The sequence below is a fragment of the Spartobacteria bacterium UBA695 genome, from assembly GCA_002298145.1.
GTDB lineage: Bacteria > Verrucomicrobiota > Verrucomicrobiia > Chthoniobacterales > Chthoniobacteraceae > UBA695.
In genome coordinates this window covers 99506-119384 of record DBMP01000010.1, presented here as the reverse complement: position 1 = coordinate 119384, position 19879 = coordinate 99506, and the positions used below count along the sequence as shown (strand labels likewise).

Annotated in this window: 22 protein-coding genes and 1 pseudogene; 19 read left to right on the top strand and 4 right to left on the bottom strand. The window is 61.1% G+C overall.

Annotated features, from left to right (window positions below; translation table 11 throughout):
* Positions 1 to 227: 227 nt before the first annotated feature.
* Positions 228 to 1037 carry a tRNA threonylcarbamoyladenosine dehydratase gene (locus tag B2828_RS05470; RefSeq protein ID WP_479632689.1) on the top strand — a complete coding sequence of 270 codons (810 nt, stop codon included), beginning with the start codon at positions 228 to 230 and terminating at the stop codon, positions 1035 to 1037.
* A gap of 35 nt (positions 1038 to 1072) precedes the next feature.
* Here the strand turns inward: B2828_RS05470 and B2828_RS05465 are convergent, their stop codons facing one another.
* On the bottom strand, positions 1073 to 1525 hold the full coding sequence (locus tag B2828_RS05465; RefSeq protein WP_479632688.1) for a tRNA (cytidine(34)-2'-O)-methyltransferase: 453 nt from the start codon (positions 1523 to 1525) through the stop codon (positions 1073 to 1075).
* 183 nt (positions 1526 to 1708) lie between these two features.
* Here B2828_RS05465 and B2828_RS05460 point away from each other — a divergent pair, with 183 nt between their 5' ends.
* The 10 genes from B2828_RS05460 to B2828_RS05415 all read left to right on the top strand — a co-directional run bounded on the left by B2828_RS05460 (position 1709) and on the right by B2828_RS05415 (position 11470).
* Positions 1709 to 3010: a PAS domain-containing sensor histidine kinase gene (locus tag B2828_RS05460; RefSeq protein WP_479632687.1), complete on the top strand. Its 1302-nt coding sequence runs from the start codon at positions 1709 to 1711 to the stop codon at positions 3008 to 3010.
* An 89-nt stretch (positions 3011 to 3099) separates the two neighbouring features.
* Positions 3100 to 3435 carry an ElaB/YgaM/YqjD family protein gene (locus B2828_RS05455; RefSeq protein ID WP_479632686.1) on the top strand — a complete coding sequence of 112 codons (336 nt, stop codon included), beginning with the start codon at positions 3100 to 3102 and terminating at the stop codon, positions 3433 to 3435.
* Positions 3436 to 3453: 18 nt separating this feature from the next.
* Positions 3454 to 3858, top strand: a complete 405-nt coding sequence (locus B2828_RS05450; protein WP_479632685.1) for a phage holin family protein — start codon at positions 3454 to 3456, stop codon at positions 3856 to 3858.
* Complete coding sequence (locus tag B2828_RS05445; RefSeq protein WP_479632684.1) at positions 3831 to 4244, top strand: hypothetical protein; 414 nt, start codon at positions 3831 to 3833, stop codon at positions 4242 to 4244. The genes B2828_RS05450 and B2828_RS05445 overlap by 28 nt, the downstream gene beginning before the upstream one ends.
* Positions 4245 to 4345: 101 nt before the next feature.
* A complete protein-coding gene (locus B2828_RS05440) occupies positions 4346 to 5467 on the top strand; it encodes a type IV pilus twitching motility protein PilT (RefSeq protein WP_479632683.1) in 1122 nt (373 codons plus the stop codon).
* 25 nt (positions 5468 to 5492) lie between these two features.
* Positions 5493 to 6590 (top strand): type IV pilus twitching motility protein PilT, encoded by a 1098-nt coding sequence (locus B2828_RS05435; RefSeq protein ID WP_479632682.1) that lies wholly within the window; start codon positions 5493 to 5495, stop codon positions 6588 to 6590.
* Positions 6591 to 6813: 223 nt separating this feature from the next.
* On the top strand, positions 6814 to 8694 hold the full coding sequence (locus B2828_RS05430) for an ATP-binding protein (protein ID WP_479632681.1): 1881 nt from the start codon (positions 6814 to 6816) through the stop codon (positions 8692 to 8694).
* 38 nt (positions 8695 to 8732) lie between these two features.
* The gene (locus B2828_RS05425; protein WP_479632680.1) at positions 8733 to 9104 is read left to right on the top strand and encodes a response regulator transcription factor; all 372 of its coding nucleotides are present in this window, start codon (positions 8733 to 8735) and stop codon (positions 9102 to 9104) included.
* Positions 9101 to 9598 (top strand): chemotaxis protein CheX, encoded by a 498-nt coding sequence (locus B2828_RS05420; RefSeq protein ID WP_479632679.1) that lies wholly within the window; start codon positions 9101 to 9103, stop codon positions 9596 to 9598. The genes B2828_RS05425 and B2828_RS05420 overlap by 4 nt, the downstream gene beginning before the upstream one ends.
* 210 nt (positions 9599 to 9808) lie before the next feature.
* A complete protein-coding gene (locus B2828_RS05415) occupies positions 9809 to 11470 on the top strand; it encodes a fumarate hydratase (RefSeq protein ID WP_479632678.1) in 1662 nt (553 codons plus the stop codon).
* A gap of 416 nt (positions 11471 to 11886) precedes the next feature.
* Here the strand turns inward: B2828_RS05415 and B2828_RS05410 are convergent, their stop codons facing one another.
* Genes B2828_RS05410 through B2828_RS05400 form a run of 3 tightly spaced genes read right to left on the bottom strand, consistent with a single transcriptional unit; the run spans position 11887 to position 13260 of the window.
* Positions 11887 to 12465, bottom strand: coding sequence for an RNA polymerase sigma factor (locus B2828_RS05410; RefSeq protein WP_479632677.1), 579 nt, complete (start codon positions 12463 to 12465; stop codon positions 11887 to 11889).
* The gene (locus B2828_RS05405; protein WP_479632676.1) at positions 12465 to 12938 is read right to left on the bottom strand and encodes a Spy/CpxP family protein refolding chaperone; all 474 of its coding nucleotides are present in this window, start codon (positions 12936 to 12938) and stop codon (positions 12465 to 12467) included. Before B2828_RS05405 ends, B2828_RS05410 begins: the two co-directional genes overlap by 1 nt.
* Positions 12939 to 12948: 10 nt before the next feature.
* The gene (locus tag B2828_RS05400; RefSeq protein ID WP_479632675.1) at positions 12949 to 13260 is read right to left on the bottom strand and encodes a hypothetical protein; all 312 of its coding nucleotides are present in this window, start codon (positions 13258 to 13260) and stop codon (positions 12949 to 12951) included.
* 141 nt (positions 13261 to 13401) lie between these two features.
* On the opposite strand from B2828_RS05400, the pseudogene B2828_RS05395 reads away from it, so the two are divergent.
* From B2828_RS05395 to B2828_RS05360, 8 genes and pseudogenes are all read left to right on the top strand, one after another.
* Positions 13402 to 13599: pseudogene (locus B2828_RS05395) on the top strand (heavy metal-binding domain-containing protein); the annotation flags it as partial.
* A 27-nt stretch (positions 13600 to 13626) separates the two neighbouring features.
* A complete protein-coding gene (locus tag B2828_RS05390; protein ID WP_479632674.1) occupies positions 13627 to 14946 on the top strand; it encodes a TolC family protein in 1320 nt (439 codons plus the stop codon).
* Positions 14947 to 14970: 24 nt separating this feature from the next.
* Positions 14971 to 15846 carry a 4-hydroxy-tetrahydrodipicolinate synthase gene (dapA, locus tag B2828_RS05385; protein WP_479632673.1) on the top strand — a complete coding sequence of 292 codons (876 nt, stop codon included), beginning with the start codon at positions 14971 to 14973 and terminating at the stop codon, positions 15844 to 15846.
* Positions 15847 to 15852: 6 nt separating this feature from the next.
* Complete coding sequence (gene dapB, locus B2828_RS05380) at positions 15853 to 16587, top strand: 4-hydroxy-tetrahydrodipicolinate reductase (protein WP_479632672.1); 735 nt, start codon at positions 15853 to 15855, stop codon at positions 16585 to 16587.
* Between the two features lie 10 nt (positions 16588 to 16597).
* The gene (gene folK, locus B2828_RS05375) at positions 16598 to 17092 is read left to right on the top strand and encodes a 2-amino-4-hydroxy-6-hydroxymethyldihydropteridine diphosphokinase (RefSeq protein ID WP_479632671.1); all 495 of its coding nucleotides are present in this window, start codon (positions 16598 to 16600) and stop codon (positions 17090 to 17092) included.
* Entirely contained in the window at positions 17089 to 17985 is an 897-nt protein-coding gene (locus tag B2828_RS05370) for a DUF3592 domain-containing protein (protein ID WP_479632670.1), read from the top strand. Before folK ends, B2828_RS05370 begins: the two co-directional genes overlap by 4 nt.
* A 7-nt stretch (positions 17986 to 17992) precedes the next feature.
* A complete protein-coding gene (panB, locus tag B2828_RS05365; RefSeq protein ID WP_479632669.1) occupies positions 17993 to 18757 on the top strand; it encodes a 3-methyl-2-oxobutanoate hydroxymethyltransferase in 765 nt (254 codons plus the stop codon).
* A gap of 171 nt (positions 18758 to 18928) precedes the next feature.
* Positions 18929 to 19879 (top strand): ABC transporter ATP-binding protein, encoded by a 951-nt coding sequence (locus B2828_RS05360; protein ID WP_479632668.1) that lies wholly within the window; start codon positions 18929 to 18931, stop codon positions 19877 to 19879.

Genomic DNA, 19879 nt, shown 5'->3' with positions numbered 1-19879 from the left:
GGACTCTGTGGTGCCGTAGAAGGCTTGGGGCGTTCGGGAAGACTCATCAATTCCGGATGAAGTTAGGGCATGTGAAAAAAATCACAAGCATCATCTTTGATAATTTTAGACATAAAATGATACTGGATCGCAATTTTGCCCGGTCTGGCGGGTGTTGGGGAAGAAGGGGGCTTTAGGTGAATCCCCGGTTGATTTTTCTGCCGTTTGAGGTAAAGCGTTCCCTCCCAATGAATCCTGATTTTGATCGTTTTGGCGGCCTGGGCCGTTTGTTTGGACGCGAGGCGCTGGCCCGGCTCGCGGGCGCGCACGTAGCGGTGGTGGGTGTGGGGGGCGTGGGCTCCTGGACGGTGGAGGCGCTGGCGCGCTCGGGGATTGGTCGGCTGACGCTGATTGATATGGATGATGTGTGTGTGACGAATACGAACCGGCAGCTTCCGGCGCTGGAGGGGACGGTGGGGTGCCCGAAGGTTTCGGTGCTGGCGGAGCGGGTGGGGCTGATTTACCCGGGGTGTGTGGTGCATGCGGTGCCGGAGTTTTTCCTGGAGAGTTCGGCGGAGCGGCTGCTTTCGCCGGAGGTGCCGTTCGACTGGGTGGTGGATGCGGTGGACCGGATGTCGGTGAAGGCGCTCTTAATTTCCAAGGCGCGGGAGCGGGGGATCGGGGTGGTGACGGTGGGGGGTGCGGGCGGGCGGCGCGATGGGACGCAGGTGCGCACGGCGGATCTCGGGAGCACGGGGGGCGATGCGCTTTTAAAACAGGTCCGGCGGGAGCTGCGCCGGGAGTACGGCTGGAGCAAGGGCGGGGGGCTCGACTGGGGGGTCCCGGCGGTTTATTCGCCGGAGCCGCAGATGTTCCCGCAGCGCGATGGGACGGTCTGCTGCACGCCGGAACCGGGGGATAATCTCCGGATGGATTGCGCAAGCGGCTATGGCGCGGCGGCGTTTGTGACGGGGGCGTTCGGGCTCGCGGCGGCGGGGTTGGTGGTCCAGCAAATCGCCAGCATGACGCGGGATTCGTTGCGCGCTACGGCGGGATAGCCTGCCCAAGCGAGGTTTGGGGCGGGACGGGCTTTCTAACTCGTTTTCACCTGCCGCATGCCCTCGAAAAGTACGATGCCGACGGAGGTGGCGAGGTTGAGGCTGCGGGTTTTGCTCGTCATCGGGATGGTCAGGCAGCGCTCGGGATTAGCCTGGAGGATGGGCTCGGGGAGGCCCTTGGTTTCGCGGCCGAAGACCAGAAAATCGCCCGGCTGGAGGCGCTCTTCGTAATACGGGCGTTCGACCTTGGTTGTGAGGTACCAGAAGCGCCCTTCGGGGTGGGCGGCCTGGAGCTGGGGAAAGGAATCCCAGAGGACCACGCGCGTTTCCTTCCAGTAGTCCAGCCCGGCCCGTTTGAGGGTCTTGTCGTCGATCAAAAAACCGAGCGGACGCACCAGGTGCAGGGTGGAGTCCGTGGCCAGGCAAAGACGGGCGATGTTGCCGGTGTTGGGCGGGATTTCGGGTTCGACGAGAACAACGTTAAACATAACCAGCGGATTCTAGAAAAGGTGGCCAAATTGTCACGGGTCATCTACGTGGAATTCCGCTTCAAATGAACCAAAACGTTTGTTTTATGGTTATTTAATATTCCTTTACAGTACGTTTAGCTGCAATAAGCTATACGGTGTTTTCGCATGGAAGAAGTTCATGTTTCTAATGAAAGGGATGCAATGACGGTCGCACCGCGCGAAAATGTCTCAGAACACGGCGGGGCTCTTTTGGGGGATTTCTTCCAACGGGTCCATGGGAGCCTGGATGTCCAGAGCCTGATTCGTTCGGCCGCCGGTTTTTTCCAGGCGCATAGCGGCGATCCGTCCATCGGGCCTGGGGAGTGGGAGGGGTATCTGGAGGCATTTTCGTCGGCCCTGGCCCGGCTTCGGCCTGTGGGGGGCACGTTTTTGTCTGCGCCGCGGATACCGGTAGACTCGGGAGTGCAAGACCCATTGCGAGTTGCCACGGCCATTCTGCGCGAGAACGAGCGGCTCTTCCAGTCGATGAGCGAAAGCACCTCCGAGACGTTCTGGCTGGCCGAGATCGGCTCCCGTATGCGGATTGTCTACATCGCCCCGTCGTGCAAAAACCTACTGGGGGTTGCGCCGGAGGAGATCTGTTTGACGCCGAGAAAGTGGTTTTCCATCGTCCACAAGGCCGACCGCCAGAGGGTCTGGGAATTTTATAAAAATATCCGGGCGGGGCGGCTGGAGAGCCATGAGTACCGGATTCTCCTTCCCGACGGTAGCATCCGGTGGGTGCGCAACGAAGGCTGGCCGGTGCGAAAGGAGGGCGGGGGAGCAGAGGGTATGACCGGTGTGCTCCAGGATGTGACCGACCGCCAGCGGCTTAAAGAGGAGCTCATCCAGATCAGCGAACACGAACAGCGCCATTTGCTGGAGGAGCTTAAGGACGGGATTTGCCAGCACCTGGCCGGGACCTCGCTGGTTTGCAAGGTCCTCTATAATAAGATGGCCGCCCGGAACGACCCCATTGCCCAGGACGTCGCCCGGATCTGCACCCTCCTGACGACCGCGGTAGCCGAGACCCGGCAGCTTTCCGAAAGCCTGGGAGCCGTAACCACCGAGGAAGGGGGCCTGGCCGCCGCGCTGGCTCGGCTTGCCTACCGGATCTCCTCGCTGTTTTCCATCTCGTGCATCTTCCGCTGTGGCGAAGACGCGGCCGTTGCAGACGAAATTACCGCCACGCACCTCTATGGCATCGCCAAGGAAGCGGTCAACAACGCCATCCGGGGCGGCGGAGCGGGGAAGATCCGCATTAGGCTTCGCCGTCGAGAGGAGCGGATCGTGCTGACGGTCTCCGACAACGGCACCGGATTCGAGGAACCCTCGGGCAAGAATGCCGGAATCGGCCTGCGCATGATGGATTACCGCGCCACGGAGTCGGGCGGGTGGCTCAAGGTCGAACGCGGCAAACGAGGCGGTACCGTGGTGACCTGTACGGTACCGGCATGCCTGTAGCATGAACGCGCAAGGCGGGCTCCCAGCGCGTTTTATAAGTTGTCAGCTGGGGTAAAATCCGCTTTATTAAAACCAACCGGAATAAGCTTATGAGTGAGACCTCCACAAACCAGGAAAGCGAAAGCAAATTTGAGGCCGGAAAGGCCCATGCCAAACAAGCCGCCGAGGAACTGCGCGCCGCAGCGGAGGAAAAAGCCGCTCAGCTTCGCTCTGTAGCCGAAGCCAAGGCAGCGGAATTCCGCACCACCGCCGAGGCGAAAGCCGGTGAATACCGCGCCAAAGCCGGGGAAACCTTCGAACAGGCCCGCAGCCGCGCTCACAATCTCCAGGAGCAGGGCGAGCACTACGTCCGGCAGAACCCGCTCAAGGGCGTTCTCGCGGCGCTGGGTGCCGGGTTCGTTCTCGGGCTTCTCTTCCGGCGTTAATCGCCCGGCCTAAAAAGCATGACATCCGCCTCGGGCGGCTCGGGGGAACCCGGGCTTTCATCCCATCTTCCCGCATTCATCTCCTCGCTGCTCGGTTATTTCCGGGCGCGCGTGGAGCTCGCGGGCATTGAGGGGCGGGAAGCCGTTGGGATTTTTCTCAAGGCGGCCCTCTTGCTGGCGGCAGCGCTGCTCCTCCTGGCCTTCGGGTATGCCTTTCTGTGGATCGGCCTAATTGGGCTGATCGCCACGGCAGCCCATGTCTTCTGGGGCTGGATCGTGCTGGCAGTCGCCGTACTGCACTTCCTGGGCGTCGCGGGGACCCTCTGGGGCGCTTCCCGGCTTGGGAAAAAACCGGTTTTCAAGGCTACGCTTGAGGAATTCAGAAAGGATCAGGAATGGCTCAATCGCCACACCAACACCTAAGCTCCGGCGAGACTCGCAAGGCGGAACTCATCGCCGAGCTCTCCTGGTCACGGGAGCGCCTCTCGACCAATTTACAAGAAACCCTGCACGACCTGAACATCGTCGATCACCTGCGCCACTCCATCAAAGAGCGCAAGACGGCCTGGTTTACTGGCGCGGCGGTAACGGGCGGCCTCCTCTCCTGGATTCTAGGGCGCAAGAGGCATAAGAGCCCCAAGAAACCCAAAGCACGGCAATTGCCCGGCACGAGCGTGGAAATTCCCCGCAACGGCTATCTTGGCATCGCTCTTGCTGTTCTTACCTTTTTGCTCAACCTGTTCAAGCCCGTCTTGAGCAGAGTGGCATCCCGAAAAATCGAGGAGCTGGCGGCCCGTGGCGGACGCTAGGTTTTTCCCTGATTTCACGCTCGCGCACGTGAAAAAATGCGCGATCCGTGCGTTTTGAATTGATTTCAAGGCGCGCCTGGTGTGCTTTTTTCTGCCTGCAAATGTCTGACTCCCCCACTTCCCCATCCGGCACTACGGCCCAAACCGACGTGGTTCAAACGCTCGAACACGTCGATCACTACCTTTACGTTGGCCAACAGTCGTGCGCATCGGACATCCATCTTTGCGTAAACAGCCAGCCCATCTGGCGTCGAAACGGCGAATTGGAGCCCATCTGGCTTAAAGCGCCGCTGCTCACCGCCGCCGATACCGAGCGGCTGGCCTTTGGCTTCCTGAACGACCTTCAGAAGAAGCACCTCATGGAGCGTGGAGACGCCGACTTCGCCTACGCCAATAAATTCGGTCGCTTCCGTACCAGCGTCGTGCGCCACCGGCTGGGCTACGACATGACCTTCCGCATCATCAATACCGAGCTGCGGAGCATGGAAGACCTGGGGCTGCCGGAATCCCTCAAGCTCCTCACCCAGTACCACAACGGCCTGGTGCTCGTCACCGGGTCGGTCGGCTGCGGTAAATCGACCACGCTCGCGGCCCTGGTGGACGAGATCAACACCCACCGGCGCGACCACATCATCACCCTGGAGGACCCGATCGAATACGTCCTGCCCTCCAAGGGCTGCCAGGTCACCCAGCGCGAGGTCCACACCCACACCAAATCATTCGCGGCGGCCCTGCGCGGGGCGTTGCGTGAAGACCCGGACGTCATCATGGTCGGTGAAATGCGCGACCTGGAGACCATCCAGCTGGCCATCACCGCCGCTGAGACGGGCCACTTGGTTCTGGGCACCCTGCACACCAGCAACGCCGCCCGCACCCTGGACCGCGTGCTCGACGTCTTCCCCACCGACCAGCGCGAACAGATCCGCGTCATGGTCAGCGAATCCCTCCGCGGCGTCGTCAGCCAGCAGCTCATCCCCCGCATGGACGGCAAGGGGCGGGCCCTCGCGCTCGAAATCCTCGTCAATACGCCCGCCGTCGCCTCCACCATTCGCGAAGGCAAAACCTTCATGCTGCCCGGCATCATGCAAACGGGCCGCAAACTCGGCATGCAGCTCATGGACGACGCCCTTATGGCCTACTACGACAAGGGGGTCATTTCCCAGGAAGAAGCCTACGCCCGCGCCGAACAAAAACAGCTCATGCGGCAGCACTTCTCGCACTGATCCTCCCTCCCTTTTTTAAGCCCCCATGCCTTACATCGACCAGTTTTTCAAAGTCCTCATCGAAGCGGGCGCTTCCGACCTTCACCTGGCCCAGGGCCAGCCCCCCAAGATCCGTCAGCACGGCGACATCATCCCCATCCGCAACGAACCGCTCACCCGGGAAGAGTGCGCCTACATGATGAGCGAGATCAGCGGCCCCGAGCGCTGGGCCCGCTACGAAGAAATTGGCGACCTCGACTTCGCCTACGAAATGGACGCCGACTCCCGTTTCCGCTGCAACTTCCTCAAGCAGGCCTACGGCTACGGCGCGGTATTCCGCCTCATCCCGACCAAAATCCTCACCCTGGAGCAGCTCGGCATCCCGCCCGTCGTCAAGGAATTCTGTAAAATGCGCGGCGGCTTGGTGCTGGTAACCGGGCCAACGGGCTCCGGTAAATCGACCACGCTCGCGGCGATGATGGACTACATCAACGTCAACTTTTCCCGGCACATCGTCACCATCGAGGAGCCGATCGAATTCGTTCACAACAACAAAAAGAGCATCATCACCCAGCGCGAGGTGCCCGACCACGCCCCCTCCTTCCCCGTCGGCCTGAAAGCCGCCCTCCGCGAGGACGCCGACATCATTCTGGTCGGTGAAATGCGCGACTTGGAAACCATCTCGCTCGCCTTGACCGCCGCCGAAACCGGCCTGCTCGTCTTCGGCACCCTGCACACCAACAACGCCCGCAAAACCGTTGACCGTCTCGTCGACGTCTTCCCGGCCGAGCAGCAGGGACAGGTGCGCACGATGCTGGCCGCCTCGCTGCGCGGCGTCGTCGCCCAGCTCCTCATGAAGCGCTGCGACAAAGCGGGCCGCCTCGCGGTCAACGAAATCCTGGTTAGCAACTCCGCCGTCTCCGCCATCATCCGTGAAGGCGCCACCCAGAAGCTGCAAGACGTCATCGTCGGCGGCAAGGGGCAGGGGATGCAGTTCATGGACGATGCCATCTGGAGCGTCATGCAAAAGGGGTACGTCTCGCCGCACGAGGCCTTCATGAAGGCCATCGATAAGAACCGCTTCAAGGTTTTCCTACCCAAGGAAGAAGCCGAACTCGCCAACTCGGCGGGCGCAGTCTCCTAATCCCCCCAGGGGGTGCAAAAAGGGCACCCAAGAGCGGTTATTTGTTCAAAACTGACGCAATAGGCGTCCGGTTTGAGCAGAATTGCGAAAAAACAAGGCCGTATTTGCCGGGAAAACGGGGTAAAAATCGCGAAAGGGCTCAAAATTGATGAGGATGTAACACTGCATGGCATCGGACATGCTGTTATATCGTCTCCAAACCCTTCTCCCCCCGGAAACACCCATGGAAAACCAAGCAAACGGAGCGCTGCAGGACATGCCATTCAAGGATAAGATTGAGAAAGCGAAATTTGAATTCACCGATCTAATCCCTTACCTGCTTTTCTTTCTCGTCCTGGCGGTTTCCTACCTGGGCGTCACCCAATACGCGGGGCAGACGTATGCCTGGTTTCTAACGCTGCTCATCTTGAACGGCTGCTTCCTGGCCCGCTGTATTCAGTCCTCCATCGAGCTGCGCAAGAGCCACCAGGCCGAAGCCAAGATGCACGGCGAGCTCTCCGGCCAGCTTGCCGAGGTGGGGGCGCAACTGGGGCAAAAGGAGGAAGAACTAGCGGAAACGGCGGACCGGCTGAGACTTACGGAGGAAGGCCTCACGGCATCCAAGACGGAGCTGGAACAGACCAACGTGCTTTTCGAGCGTCTCAGCCTCGACCTCGAAATCGCGGAAAGCGAACTCAAGTCGCTCAAATCCGAAACCGAGGCCATCCTCGCCAACGTCAAGCAGGGGGTCTTCCTGATTAACAGCGAGGGGACCATCAGCGGCCAGTACTCCGAGGAGCTAAAAGGGATCTTCCAGATTCCCGATGCCGCCTCACGCAATTTCATGCGCCTCATGCGCCCGCTGGTCCCCGAGAAGCATCACCAGACCATCAGCAACTACATCGCGCTCCTCTTCAACCCGCGCAAAAACTCCAAGCAGCTCCAGAAATTCAATCCGCTCAAGCGCGTCGAGCTCAACTTCCAGCGGCCCGAGGGGGGCTTTGCGCCCAAGAGCGTCGAATTCAACTTCCAGCGCGTCTATTCCGACGAGCAGATCGCCCGCGTGCTAGTCACCGCCGTCGACGTCAGCGAGCGCATCCAACTGGAGGGCAAGCTGCGCGAGGAAGGCGAACGCCGCGAGAAACAGCTCTCGCTCCTCTGCGATCTCCTCAACGCCGACCCGGTCCACCTCCGCGCCTTCCTCAAGGAGGCCGAGGCCGTCATGACCAGCGTCAACACCTCCTTCCGCGAGGCCTCCAGCGAGCCGGTGCCCACCGAGACGCCGCAGGAGCGGGTCAACCGGGTCTTCCGAGCCGTCCACAAGCTCAAGAGCCAGGCCACCGCGTTGGGCCTGCCGCTGCTGGAGCGGGAGATTCACCGCATCGAGGATCTCCTCAACGACCTGCGCCGCAACCCGGCCGCTTCCAACCAAGACTTGATCACCGTGCTGGTCTCCATCTCGAAGTTCCAGAGCGTCCTCAAAGAGGCCCAGGAGCTGATGGAAAAGATTTCCAGCATGAGCCGCGCTGCCGTTCCCGATACCCACTCCGGGGCGACCCCCTCCTCGGAGCTGATGGCCGCCTCCGAGGAACTCGTTCGCACCTGCGCCACCCGGGCCGGGAAACAAGCCCGCATCGAGTGGGCCGTCTCTGGGTACGATAACCTCCCGCTCAACCTCCAGACCGCCCTGCGCGACGCCACCTTCCAGCTCGTGCGCAACTGTGTGGTTCACGGCATCGAAGCGCCCGAGAAGCGCCAGGCCGAGGGCAAGGATGGCTGCGGCGTCATCAACGTCACCATCAACATCGCCCGAGAAGCCCACGCCGTGCACCTGGTCTGCCGCGACGACGGCGCGGGGCTGGACGTCGAGGCGATCCGCTCCAAGGCAGTTCGCGAGGGGCTTCTGAGCGCCGAGAAAGCGGCCCTGCTGACCCAGAACGAAATCCTGCCCATCATTTTCGAACCCGGCTTCTCCACCGCCGCCAGCGTCACCGAGGACGCGGGCAGGGGAGTGGGCCTGGACGCGCTGCACGAATCCATTTCCGGCCAGCTCAAAGGCGAAATCCAGATGGAGTTCGGCACGGGCCGCTACTGCCAGTTCGAGCTACTGGTCCCGCTGGCCTAGATGCCTTTCCCCCCTGTTCCCCCCAGAACTCTTAGCTTATGAAACTCCTAATTGTTGACGATTCGATGATCATCCGGCGTGCGATCGAGCGCACTCTGGTTCCCTCGCTTTTTGATGAGATCCGGACGGCGGCCGACGGCCTCCGGGCCATTGAGGAGTTTAAGGACTTCATGCCCGACGTGGTGACGCTCGACATCACCATGCCCCACATGGACGGCATTGCCACGCTGGAGGAACTGCTGCAGATCAAGCCGGACACGAAAATCATGATCGTCTCCGCGCTGGCGGACGACTCCACGGCCATTGAGGCGCTCACGATGGGCGCGGATCAGTTCATCTGCAAACCGTTTACCAACGAAGAGCTGGTGGCCGCCGTCAACGAAATGCTCGCTTTCGACTCCATCTCATGAGTTCGACCACCGCCTCCACCTCCCTCCATCAAGCCACGCTCTCGATCTTCGTGCAGGCTATCATGCGGTATTTCGACCGCGTGGCGTGCATTCCCGCGGAAATCGGAACGCCCTTCCTGCTGGAAGGGGAAGCCGAACTGCTGGACGTCACCTCCGTCATCGGTGTTACGGGCGACCTACAGGGCTGCGTCTTTTTCACCGCTCCGCGCCCGCTGCTCGACGAGCTCCTCGGGCACATCGCGGAGTACCAGCCCACCGACGAGCTGCGCTGCGACATCTGCGGCGAGGTGGCCAATACCTTTACCGGTAACGTGCGCAAGCAGCTCGGGCCGGGGTTTATGATTTCCGTTCCCGTGGTGTTTTCCGGCCGCCCCGAGCACCTGCTCTGGCCGAAAAATACCGCCCGTTACGTCATCCCGATCGTCTGGCAATCCAAGCGCTCCCTCTTGATTGTCTGCATCGGAGACGCCCCGGCGGCGCTCAGCGCCAACTAAAATTTCAGGGACTCAGGATCAGTCGCTTAGCGGGTTGTTTAAGCGGTCCCGTCGCTACACGGGACTGTACGTTTAGCCCCAAAACAGCCTTCCGCAACTTCCATCCTGAGTTCCTGACTCCCCCCGGGGACCGGGCGAACGCGGTAAAAAGATTTGCAAACCGTGTTGAGCCCTTGGGGAAAAGTGCGCTATAAGTGGTTTTTATATTTTATGGCGACTCCGACTCCTTTTCAGTACCAGGACCCGTTCCCCCTTGGGAAAGACGACACCGAATATTACCTCCTCACAAAGGAAGGCATCTCCCTTGGCGAATTCGAGGGGAAGGAAATTCTCAAAGTTTCCCCCGAGGCCCTCACCGCGCTTTCCCGCGCCGCTTTCCGTGACTGCGCCTTCATGCTGCGGCCCAAGCACCTTGCCCAGGTGGCCGCGATCCTCGATGATCCCGAGGCCAGCGAGAACGACCGCTACGTGGCCCTGACGATGCTTCGCAACGCCGAAGTGGCGGCCCGCGGCGTGCTGCCTTTCTGCCAGGACACCGGCACGGCCAATGTCGTGGGGCACAAGGGCCAGCAGGTCTGGACCGGCATCAACGACGCCGAGGCGATCAGCAAAGGCGTTTGGGAAACCTACACGGGCGAGAACCTGCGCTATTCCCAGACCATCGCCCTCGACATGTACGAGGAGAAGAACACCGGCAACAATCTCCCGGCCCAGATCGACATCGACGCGGTTCCCGGCGACGAATACGAGTTCCTCTGCGTCGCCAAGGGGGGCGGCTCGGCCAACAAGACCTACCTCTACCAGGAGACCAAGGCGCTTCTTAATCCGAAGACGCTGATTCCCTTCCTCGTCGAGAAGATGAAGTCCCTCGGCACGGCGGCTTGTCCTCCCTATCACATCGCGATTGTCATCGGCGGCACGAGCGCCGAGAAATGCCTCAAAACGGTCAAGCTCGCCAGCGTCAAGTACCTCGACGCGCTGCCGACGAAGGGCAATGCGCAGGGCCAGGCGTTCCGCGACCTCGACCTTGAAGCCGCGCTGCTCAAGGAAGCGCAAAACATCGGCTTTGGCGCGCAGTTTGGCGGCAAGTACTACGCTCTCGATATCCGCGTGGTGCGCCTCCCGCGCCACGGCGCTTCCTGCCCGGTGGGCCTGGGCGTTTCCTGCTCGGCTGACCGCAATATCAAGGCCAAGATCAATAAAGACGGCGTTTGGATCGAGAAGCTCGAAGCCAACCCGGCCCGCTTTATTCCCGAGAAATACCGCACGGCGGCCGAGGGCGAAGTGGTCAAAATCAACCTTAATCGGCCGATTGAAGAGGTGCTCGCGGAGCTTTCCAAGTACCCGGTGTCCACCCGCCTTTCGCTGGACGGGACGATCATCGTGGGGCGCGACATTGCGCATGCGAAGCTGAAGGAGCGCGTTGACGCGGGCGAGGGCCTGCCGGATTACCTCAAGGCGCATCCGATCTATTACGCGGGCCCGGCGAAGACCCCGGCGGGGCTGCCTTCCGGTTCATTTGGACCGACGACGGCTGGGCGTATGGATAGCTATGTGGACCTTTTCCAGGCCAATGGCGGCTCGAAGATCATGATTGCCAAGGGCAACCGCTCGCAGCAGGTCACCGACGCGTGCAAGAAGCATGGCGGGTTCTACCTCGGGTCCATTGGCGGTCCGGCGGCTTTGCTGGCTGCGGAGAATATCAAGAAAGTGGAGTGCCTGGAGTATCCCGAGCTGGGGATGGAAGCCATTTGGAAGATCGAAGTTGAGAACTTCCCGGCGTTCATCCTGGTGGATGACAAGGGGAACGACTTCTTTAAGCAGATCGGCAAACAGGGGTGCAATACCTGCGCGCCTGCCGACCAGCATTAGAAAACGGAGTTTCCATAAAGAGGTGCAGGAGGCAAATGCCTCCTGCCGGAGGGTTTGGGAGGCAGCGCCTCCCATCTCCCCGTTTTCCAAGCAAGGCGGGCCTCACCTCAACTTTTTAAAGCGGCGCTGATGGAATAAGTCCGCGTCACCTGAGTCATCATGCCCGCCTTGCCTCCCCGAAAAGAGCGCAGCGATTTTTCGGGGACTCTTGGGGTAACCGCTCAGAGATAAGCGCCCAAGGCGCTTGGCGGATTCGCTTCGCTCTCCAGCATGAGGCAAGGCGGGGGTGGCGTTTTTTAATACTCGCAAGGTTCTGGAGCCCGCCTTGCCAGATGGGTTTGGCTTCTGGGGCTCCGCCCCAGTCCCCGGCAAGGGGCAATGCCCCTTGCATCCCGTGGAAACTTGCGTTTCCTTTTTTATCCTTCGATGCCTTCCAGTAGCTCTTTGAGCAGCTTGCGGGCACGGTAAAGGCGCGTTTCCACGGCCTTGGCGCTCACTCCCAGCACTCCGGCGATTTCTTCGTACGAAAGGTCCTCGTATTCAAAAAGCAGCACCACGGTTTTCAGATCATGCGGCAGGCTCTGGATCGCAGCCCGCACTTTGGCCGCCATGTCGTTATGGGCGGCGGTATCCCGGGGCGTTTTTTCCGAACCAGGCAAGGAATCCGCCATGTCCGTTTCGCCATCCTCGCTGACCATGGCGACGGTCGGATGCCGATGTTCCCAGCGTTTGTAGTTGCGACAAAGATTGCTGGCGATGGTGAAAAGCCAGCTTGAAAATTTGGTCTTGGGCCGGTAGGTGTGCCGGGCCTGGTAAACCCGCACAAAGGTCTCCTGGGCCAGATCAAGCGCCTCCTCCTGGTTGCCAATGTAGCGGTAAATGAACCGAACGAGTGGCGTTTGCCAGCCTGTCATGAGGCGGTTGAGGGCGGTGTCGTCCCCGGCCTGCAAGCGAAGCATCAGCTCGGTGTCCGCGTTAGGATCGGTGCCTGCCATTACTTGGAAAGCAAAGCCGCGTGGTCCATGCCAGGAGCCGCAATGCGGGAAGTGGCCATCTGAATATAGCGGCGGCCCTCCTCGGGATTCATTTCAGCAGCAACAGCGTAGACATGCCGGAGCATCGCCACCCGGCAGTCGTTCTGCAAAAGCGCCCATTCTTTCAGTTCCGCCTCGATCTCCGGCGTCACCGTGGGGCTCGCGGCAATCAGCGCGTTGAGTTTCTCATTCGCCGCAGCCACCCGGGCGCAAAGCAGGTCGCACGTGGGGCGGTAGTCGCTGTGCATCTGGGCGATTTTGGCGTATTGGGCGTCCGTTAAGCGGTATTCGCTTTTGAGCCACCGCATGCCGCAGTCGGGTTGATTCACGAGGCACTGAGCGGGCGTCCCATGGGCCATCAGGTGAAAGGCGGCGAAATAACCACCCGCCGCCACCAGCGCCGTGATGAACAAAATGAGAAAAAGGCGTTTCATTGAGGAACGTTTAGGAACGGCTGTTTTGGGCGTGGGCGAGGGGATTGATGGTCTGCATGTAGAGCGCCTCCATCTGTTTCCCGTTGCGGGCGTTGTAATCCTGGGCGCGGAAATAGGCCGTTCCCGTCCCGAGCGCTAGCGCCAGCGTCACAAAGGCGACCGTGGGAAGCGGCTTGTGGAATTCCGCCACGAGCCAGTTCAGCAGGCGGTCCCAGCGGCTTTCCCGCGCGGCAATTTCCGCCCAGACGTTGGCCTGAAAGCGGGCGGGAATGTCCAGATCGACTTCCCAGGCGTTCAGCTTTTGTTTGAGGTCTTCGTTCATAAGTCCGTGCTAGGGCGCACATCGAATACAACACCGGAAACGTTCCAAACCCTCGAGAAAAATACAATGAGGGTTTTTCAAAATGCCGGTGTTTTATCCACTGCACGGGGTTGAATGCCCCAAAATTCATCCAAATTACCTATGCTTAAACTCATCCTCGCCCTCATCGCCGCAGCGCTTCCCCTGGCCGCCCAAGCCGGTTCGTCTCCCACGCCTGCACCATCCGCTTCCCCGGCCCACCCGGCAGCGGTCAAGTACACCTGCCCCATGCACCCCGAGGTGGTATCGGATAAGCCCGGCAAATGCCCGAAATGCGGCATGGCGCTGGTGCAGAAGAAAAACTGACGCTCGCTTTGCCTTTCCCTCATGAAGCAGCGCCTCCTCCTCTCCCTGCTCCTTTGGTCCTTAGCCCAGACGGCATTCGCGACGGAACTCTCCAAAGACGAGCTCCTCCGCTCGGCGCTGAGCCGCAACCCGGCGCTCAAGGCCGCCCGCGCCCGCTGGGAAGCGGCCAAAGAGCGGGTTCCGCAGGCCCGGGCCTGGGACGACCTCATGGCGGGGGTAACGCTCGAACGCGCGGGGACGCTTAACCCCGGGAAAGTAACCGACACGGAGTGGATGGTCTCCCAGACACTCCCGGTTTCCGGCAAAAATCTCAGTAGGGCCAGAGCCTCGGAGGCGGAAGCACTCTCCGCCTTCGAGGAATGGCGCCGGGCGCGCCTGGAGGTCATCACGCGGGCCGAAAGCGCCTACGACCGCCTCGCCGCTGCCTATGGGCAACTGGAGATCAACCGGAGCAACCAGGAGCTCCTCCGGCAAATCACCGAGATCAGCCGAGGGAAGTACGAAGTCGGCACCGCCACGCAATCCGACGTGCTGCTGGCGCAAACCGAGCTCGACCGCCTCTCCGAGCGCCAGGCGCTCATCCAGAAGGACCTCTCTGATCAGGAAACGCAGCTCAACGTCCTCCTCAACCTGCCCGCCCGTACCCCCGTGGCCCGCCCCCGGCCGCTGGCTTTCATGCCGTCGCCGCTGGCCGCGCAAAATCCGGAAACCCTCGCGGCCCGGTGCCGCCCGGAAGTCCTCGCGGCGTGGCGCAAGATCGAGGCCGAAAAAGCGCGCCTCCAGCTGGCCCACCGCCAGTGGATCCCTGATCCGGCCCTGCAAATCAAAGCCCGCGAATACCCAGGCCGTTCGGGCGTTCAGGAATACGACACGGGGATTACGTTCAGCATTCCGTGGACGAATTACAGGAAATACTCGGCGGGTGTCGCGGAGGCCAAGGCCAACGTTGAGAGCGCGCGAGCCGAATACGCCGCCGCGCAAGCCGAAGCCTCCGGGCTCGTGCGCGATCAGCTCCGGAAAATCGACACCGCCGCCTCCAATTACCGCCTTTTCCACGACCAGATCGCCCCCACGGCCCGTCTAAGCGTCGAAGCGGCGCGAAGCGGCTATGAGACCGACAAAAACAGCTTCATGGACCTCCTCACCGCGCAACGCACCCTCCAGGACGTCGATTCCGCAGCCCTGGCCCAGCTCGCCGAGCACCAGGTCGCCACCGCCGAACTGGAAGCCGTCGTCGGCGTCTCCAAATACCTCGGACCCGCCTCGGGGAATGCCCCGAAGGAACCCGGCGCTCCCGGGGCGAAGAAAAACAGGGCTCAAAATTCCCTGTCTTTTCCGTAAAAAACCGTCTAAAACGAGCGTCCCATGTTTGAAGGTGCCCATACGGCGTTAATCACGCCTTTTCGCAACAACCAGATCGACGAGCCCGCTCTCACGCGGCTCATCGAAGAGCAGATCGCGGGTGGGATCGCCGGAATCGTGCCGGTTGGCACGACGGGCGAATCTCCCACGCTCAACAACGCCGAACACCATCGGGTGATCGAACTGGCCGTCAAAGTCGCCAAGGGCCGCTGCCTGGTGATCGCCGGAACCGGCTCCAACAGCACCGAGGAAGCGATCGCCCTCACCCAGGAAGCCGAAAAGGCCGGGGCCGACGCCGCCCTGCTGGTGGCCCCCTACTACAACAAGCCCTCTCAGGAAGGGCTCTACCGCCATTTCAAGGCCATCGCCGCAGCCACGAGCTTGAAGCTCGTTCTCTATAGCATCCCGGGTCGCTCGGGCATCGAGATCGCCGTGGAAACCGTGGCCCGTCTGGCCAAGGACGCCCCGAACATCGTCGCCATCAAGGAGGCCGGAGGCAGCGTGGACCGCGTGAGCAAGCTGCGCCAGGCGCTGCCGGATAGCTTCGAGATTCTCTCCGGCGACGACGCTCTTACCCTGCCGTTCATCTCGGCGGGGGCCGTCGGCGTCATCAGCGTCGCCTCGAATTTGATCCCGAAGGATATCTCGGAGTTCGTAAAGGCCGCGCTGGAGGGGGATTACAAAACCGCCCTCGCCCGGCACGAACACTGGTACCCACTTTTCCGCGACCTTTTTGTGGAAACCAACCCGGTGCCCGTCAAGATTGCCCTCTCCCTCCAAGGCCGCATCGCGCCCGAGCTGCGCCTGCCGCTTTGCGAGATGTCCGAGGCCAATACCCGGAAGCTCACCGAGACGCTGCAAGCCCTCAAGCTGATCTAATTCCTTATGATCCGTTTTCTCATCAACGGCGCCAAGGGGCGCATGGGGCAGGCAATCCTCGCTTCGCTCCAGGACGATCCCGAGGCGCAGGTAGCCGCGGCGATTGACAAGGGCGACGATTTCCTCGCCGCGCTGGCCTCCGCCGACGCGGTGATCGATTTCAGCCACCACACGCTGACCGTCGACATTGCCAAGGCGTGCGCCAAGGCGAAGAAAGTGCTCGTCATCGGCACGACCGGCCACACCGACGAGGAAGTGGCGGCCATCCGTGAAGCGGCCCGGGAGATCCCGATCGTTTTCGCGCCGAATTTCAGCGTGGGCGTCAATACCCTCTTCTGGTTGACGCGCAAGGCGGCTGAGATTCTCGGGCCGGAGTTCGACCTCGAAATCGTCGAAATGCACCACCGCCTGAAAAAGGATGCCCCGAGCGGTACCGCCAAACGCCTGGCCGAGATCCTCGCCGAAGTGCGCGGGCTGCAATACAACGAAGACGTGCGCCATGGCCGCCAAGGCATCGTGGGCGAGCGCACGCCGACGGAAATCGGCATGCACGCCGTGCGCGGCGGCGACGTCGTGGGCGACCACACGGTGATCTACGCCAACGTAGGCGAACGCGTGGAACTGACGCACAAAGCCTCCTCTCGCGACACCTTCGCGCGCGGCTCGATCCGCGCCGCAAAATGGGCCGCGACCCGTCCCGCCGGTCTCTACGACATGCAGGACGTGCTCGGCCTCAAATAGAAAAAACGCCATGCGTTGTGCCGTCGCTCTCGGCTCAAACTTGGGGGACCGTTTGGAGCAACTCCAGGCGGGGATTGCGGCGGTGGGCGCCCTCAACGAAGGCCCACACCCGCCGCTGATTTCGGCGATCTACGAAACCGAGCCGGTGGATTGCGATCCCGGTACGGCGGCGTATCTGAATGCCGTGATCGAAATCGAAAGTTCGCTAGAGCCGCCCGCTTTGCTCTCCAAACTCCAGGCGATCGAAAACGCGCAAGGGCGGCCAACCGATCACGGCTACCACGCGCCCCGGACGCTCGATCTGGATCTCCTTTACGCCGGGGAGTACGTTCTTCAAAGCGCTGCCCTCACGCTCCCACATCCCCGCATCGCGGAAAGGCGTTTTGTGTTACGGCCCTTGTCGGATCTCCGTCCCGGGTTGATATTGCCCGGGACTCAAAAAACGGTAGCGGAATTATTGACCTGCTTGCCACACCATCCCTCGGTAGAACCATTTGTCGCATGATTTTCGTCGCCTTCTTTGAATTGATTGGTGGCGCGCTCCTTTTTTTGCTGCTAGCTGGTATGCGTAGGGGCGTACAAAGCGCTTCCTCCTGGCGGCGTACCGCGGCGTGCATCAAAACCTTCGGGATGACGGAAGGCGCACCTGGTGTTCTCTATGAGTACAAGGTGGACGGCACTTCTTTTTCAAGCAGCGCCGTTGTGCCCGGGGCATTCTTTTTTAGGAAAAACGGCGGTGTCAAAGCACCCAAATCGCTGTGCGTCAACCCGGATGGATCGCTCAAGTTTGCGCCTGGTGCGCAGGTCGATGTATTCTACAATCCGCGTAACCCTGCCGATGCCGTGTTGGTGCCGGGCGTTCAGGCGGGCGAGGTGGTAAAGCAGGCACTCATTGGACTGACGCTCACAGGGGTGCCGTTGATCGGCTGGCAAAACAGGGATTGGTTGGAGATACATCAGCATGCGGTGATTCTGGGGGTTTTCTTTCTGTTTGGTGCCATATGCGGTGGAGCTACTCTATTTTTCCTCCGCCGGTGTTTGCTGACCCGCAACTATCCCTTTGTCATGGGCCGGTTGCTCAATGCGTCGGTGGCCTATTGCGGCGATAGCGAGGGCAGCGGCTACATGCCTGTGGTAGATTATGAATACACCGTGAACGGTCAGCGCTTCCAATCTCAGCAGTTATCGGCCATCCCTGTCCGGGTTATGAGTTCCCAAAATACAGCCCAAGCCAAGGTAGATCGCTTGCTTGCCACGCCTGAGGTGAAGGTCTATTACAACCCGAGGGCGCCATGGGAGGCATTCCTGCACCCGGGACCTTATTGGGGGCTCGCTATTCCGCTATTAATTGGTGCCGGATTCACGATATTCGGACTGTTCTACATGAACCATCATTGATTTTCCTATGAACCATCGACTCGAATCGTTCTGTGCCGCCAAGGGGCAGCATCGCAAGATTGCCATGCTCACGGCGTATGATTACCCCACTGCAAGGCTTCTCGACGAGGCGGGCGTGGACATCGTGCTTGTTGGAGATTCGCTCGGGATGGTCGTGCTCGGCTACCCGGATACTACCTGGGTGACGATGGCCGACATGGTGCATCACATCCGTGCCGTGGCCCGGGGTGCGGGGCGTGCTCCTGTCGTTGGTGATCTCCCCATCCACAGTTACGATACTCCGGAACAGGCGGTCTTTAATGGCCGACAATTCATCGACGCCGGGGCGCACGCGGTGAAGCTCGAAGGCGGGGCCGACCACGCGCCGCAAATCCGCGCGCTCACCGAGGCCGGAATCCCCGTTGTGGGTCACATCGGGCTCCTGCCGCAGAGCGTGCGCGAGGAGGGCGGCTACAAGGTCAAGGGCAAGACGCCCGAGGCGGTTCAGGCGCTCATTAACGACGGCTTGGCGGTGCAAGAAGCGGGCGCCATCGGCGTGGTGGTGGAGTGCGTAAAACATGAGGCGATGCGCCCGATCACCGAGGCGCTGAGCATCCCCACGATCGGCATCGCAGCCGGGGAGGATTGCGACGGCCAGGTGTTGGTCGTGCACGATTTGGTCGGGGCTTTTCCGTGGTTTACGCCCAAGTTCGTCCAGCCGCTGGCCCAGACGGGCGTGGAGATTCGCGAAGCGGCGGCGCAGTTCGTGGCCCACGTGCACGGCGCAAACTAAAGCGTTTCAAAAAGCGGCCCGCATTAGTTCGTTGATTTTTTGTAAAAAATCGTTGAACGAATTCGGACCCTTTTTTGTCGAAAAAAATCGGATGCACCCCCAGCGCATCGGCCTCGCTTGAGTATTTCCCAGGTGGACCGTTCCCAATGCCCGGGGGGAGCCTTTGTACACATGATCAAAGTAGAACACCTCCAAAAACGTTTCGGACCGAAGATTGCCGTCGATGACGTCTCTTTTTCGGTGGAAAAAGGCGAGGTGCTCGGGTTCCTCGGGCCTAATGGCGCGGGGAAGTCGACCACCATGCGCATGATCACGGGGTTCATTCCCCCTAGCAGCGGCCGGGTGAGCGTGGGCGGCTTCGATATTCTCGAAGCGCCGCTCGCCGCCAAGCGCCTTATCGGCTACCTGCCGGAAAACGCGCCCGCTTATTCCGACATGACCGTGGCCGGGTTTCTGGCCTTCGCGGCGGAATTGCGCGGGCTCTCCGGCGACGCCAAGCGCAAGGCAGTGCACCGCGCGATTGAGATGTGCTTCCTGGAGCCGGTGGCGAACCAGACCATCGAGACGCTCTCCAAGGGTTACAAGCACCGCACCTGCTTCGCGCAGTCCATCCTACACGACCCGGACGTCCTCATCCTGGACGAACCGACCGACGGCCTCGATCCCAACCAAAAGCACGAGGTGCGCACGCTCATCCGCACGATGGGCGAGAAGAAGGCGATCATTTTCTCCACGCACATTCTCGAAGAAGTGGAGGCGGTCTGTTCTCGGGCCATTATTATCGACCGGGGCCGCATCGTGGCCAACGGCACGCCAGCGGAGTTGAAGCGCCGCTGCGACCATGCAGGAACGGTGACGGTGCGGCTGGCAAAAAGCGCGCCCGGCGCGGCGGAGAAGCTGGCCGCGCTCCCGGGCGTCGGCAAGGCATCGGCTCAAGAGGGCGGGCTATTCCATGTGATTCCGTGCGACAAGAGCGGAACGGGAATTGCCGCCGCGATTTACGAGTTGGCCGCGCGCGAAACGTGGACGCTGGAGGAGCTTCACACCGAGGAGGGACGCTTGGACGAAGTGTTCCGAAGCATCACCCTCGGCGACAAATCCACGAAGGAGGTGGCCGCGTAG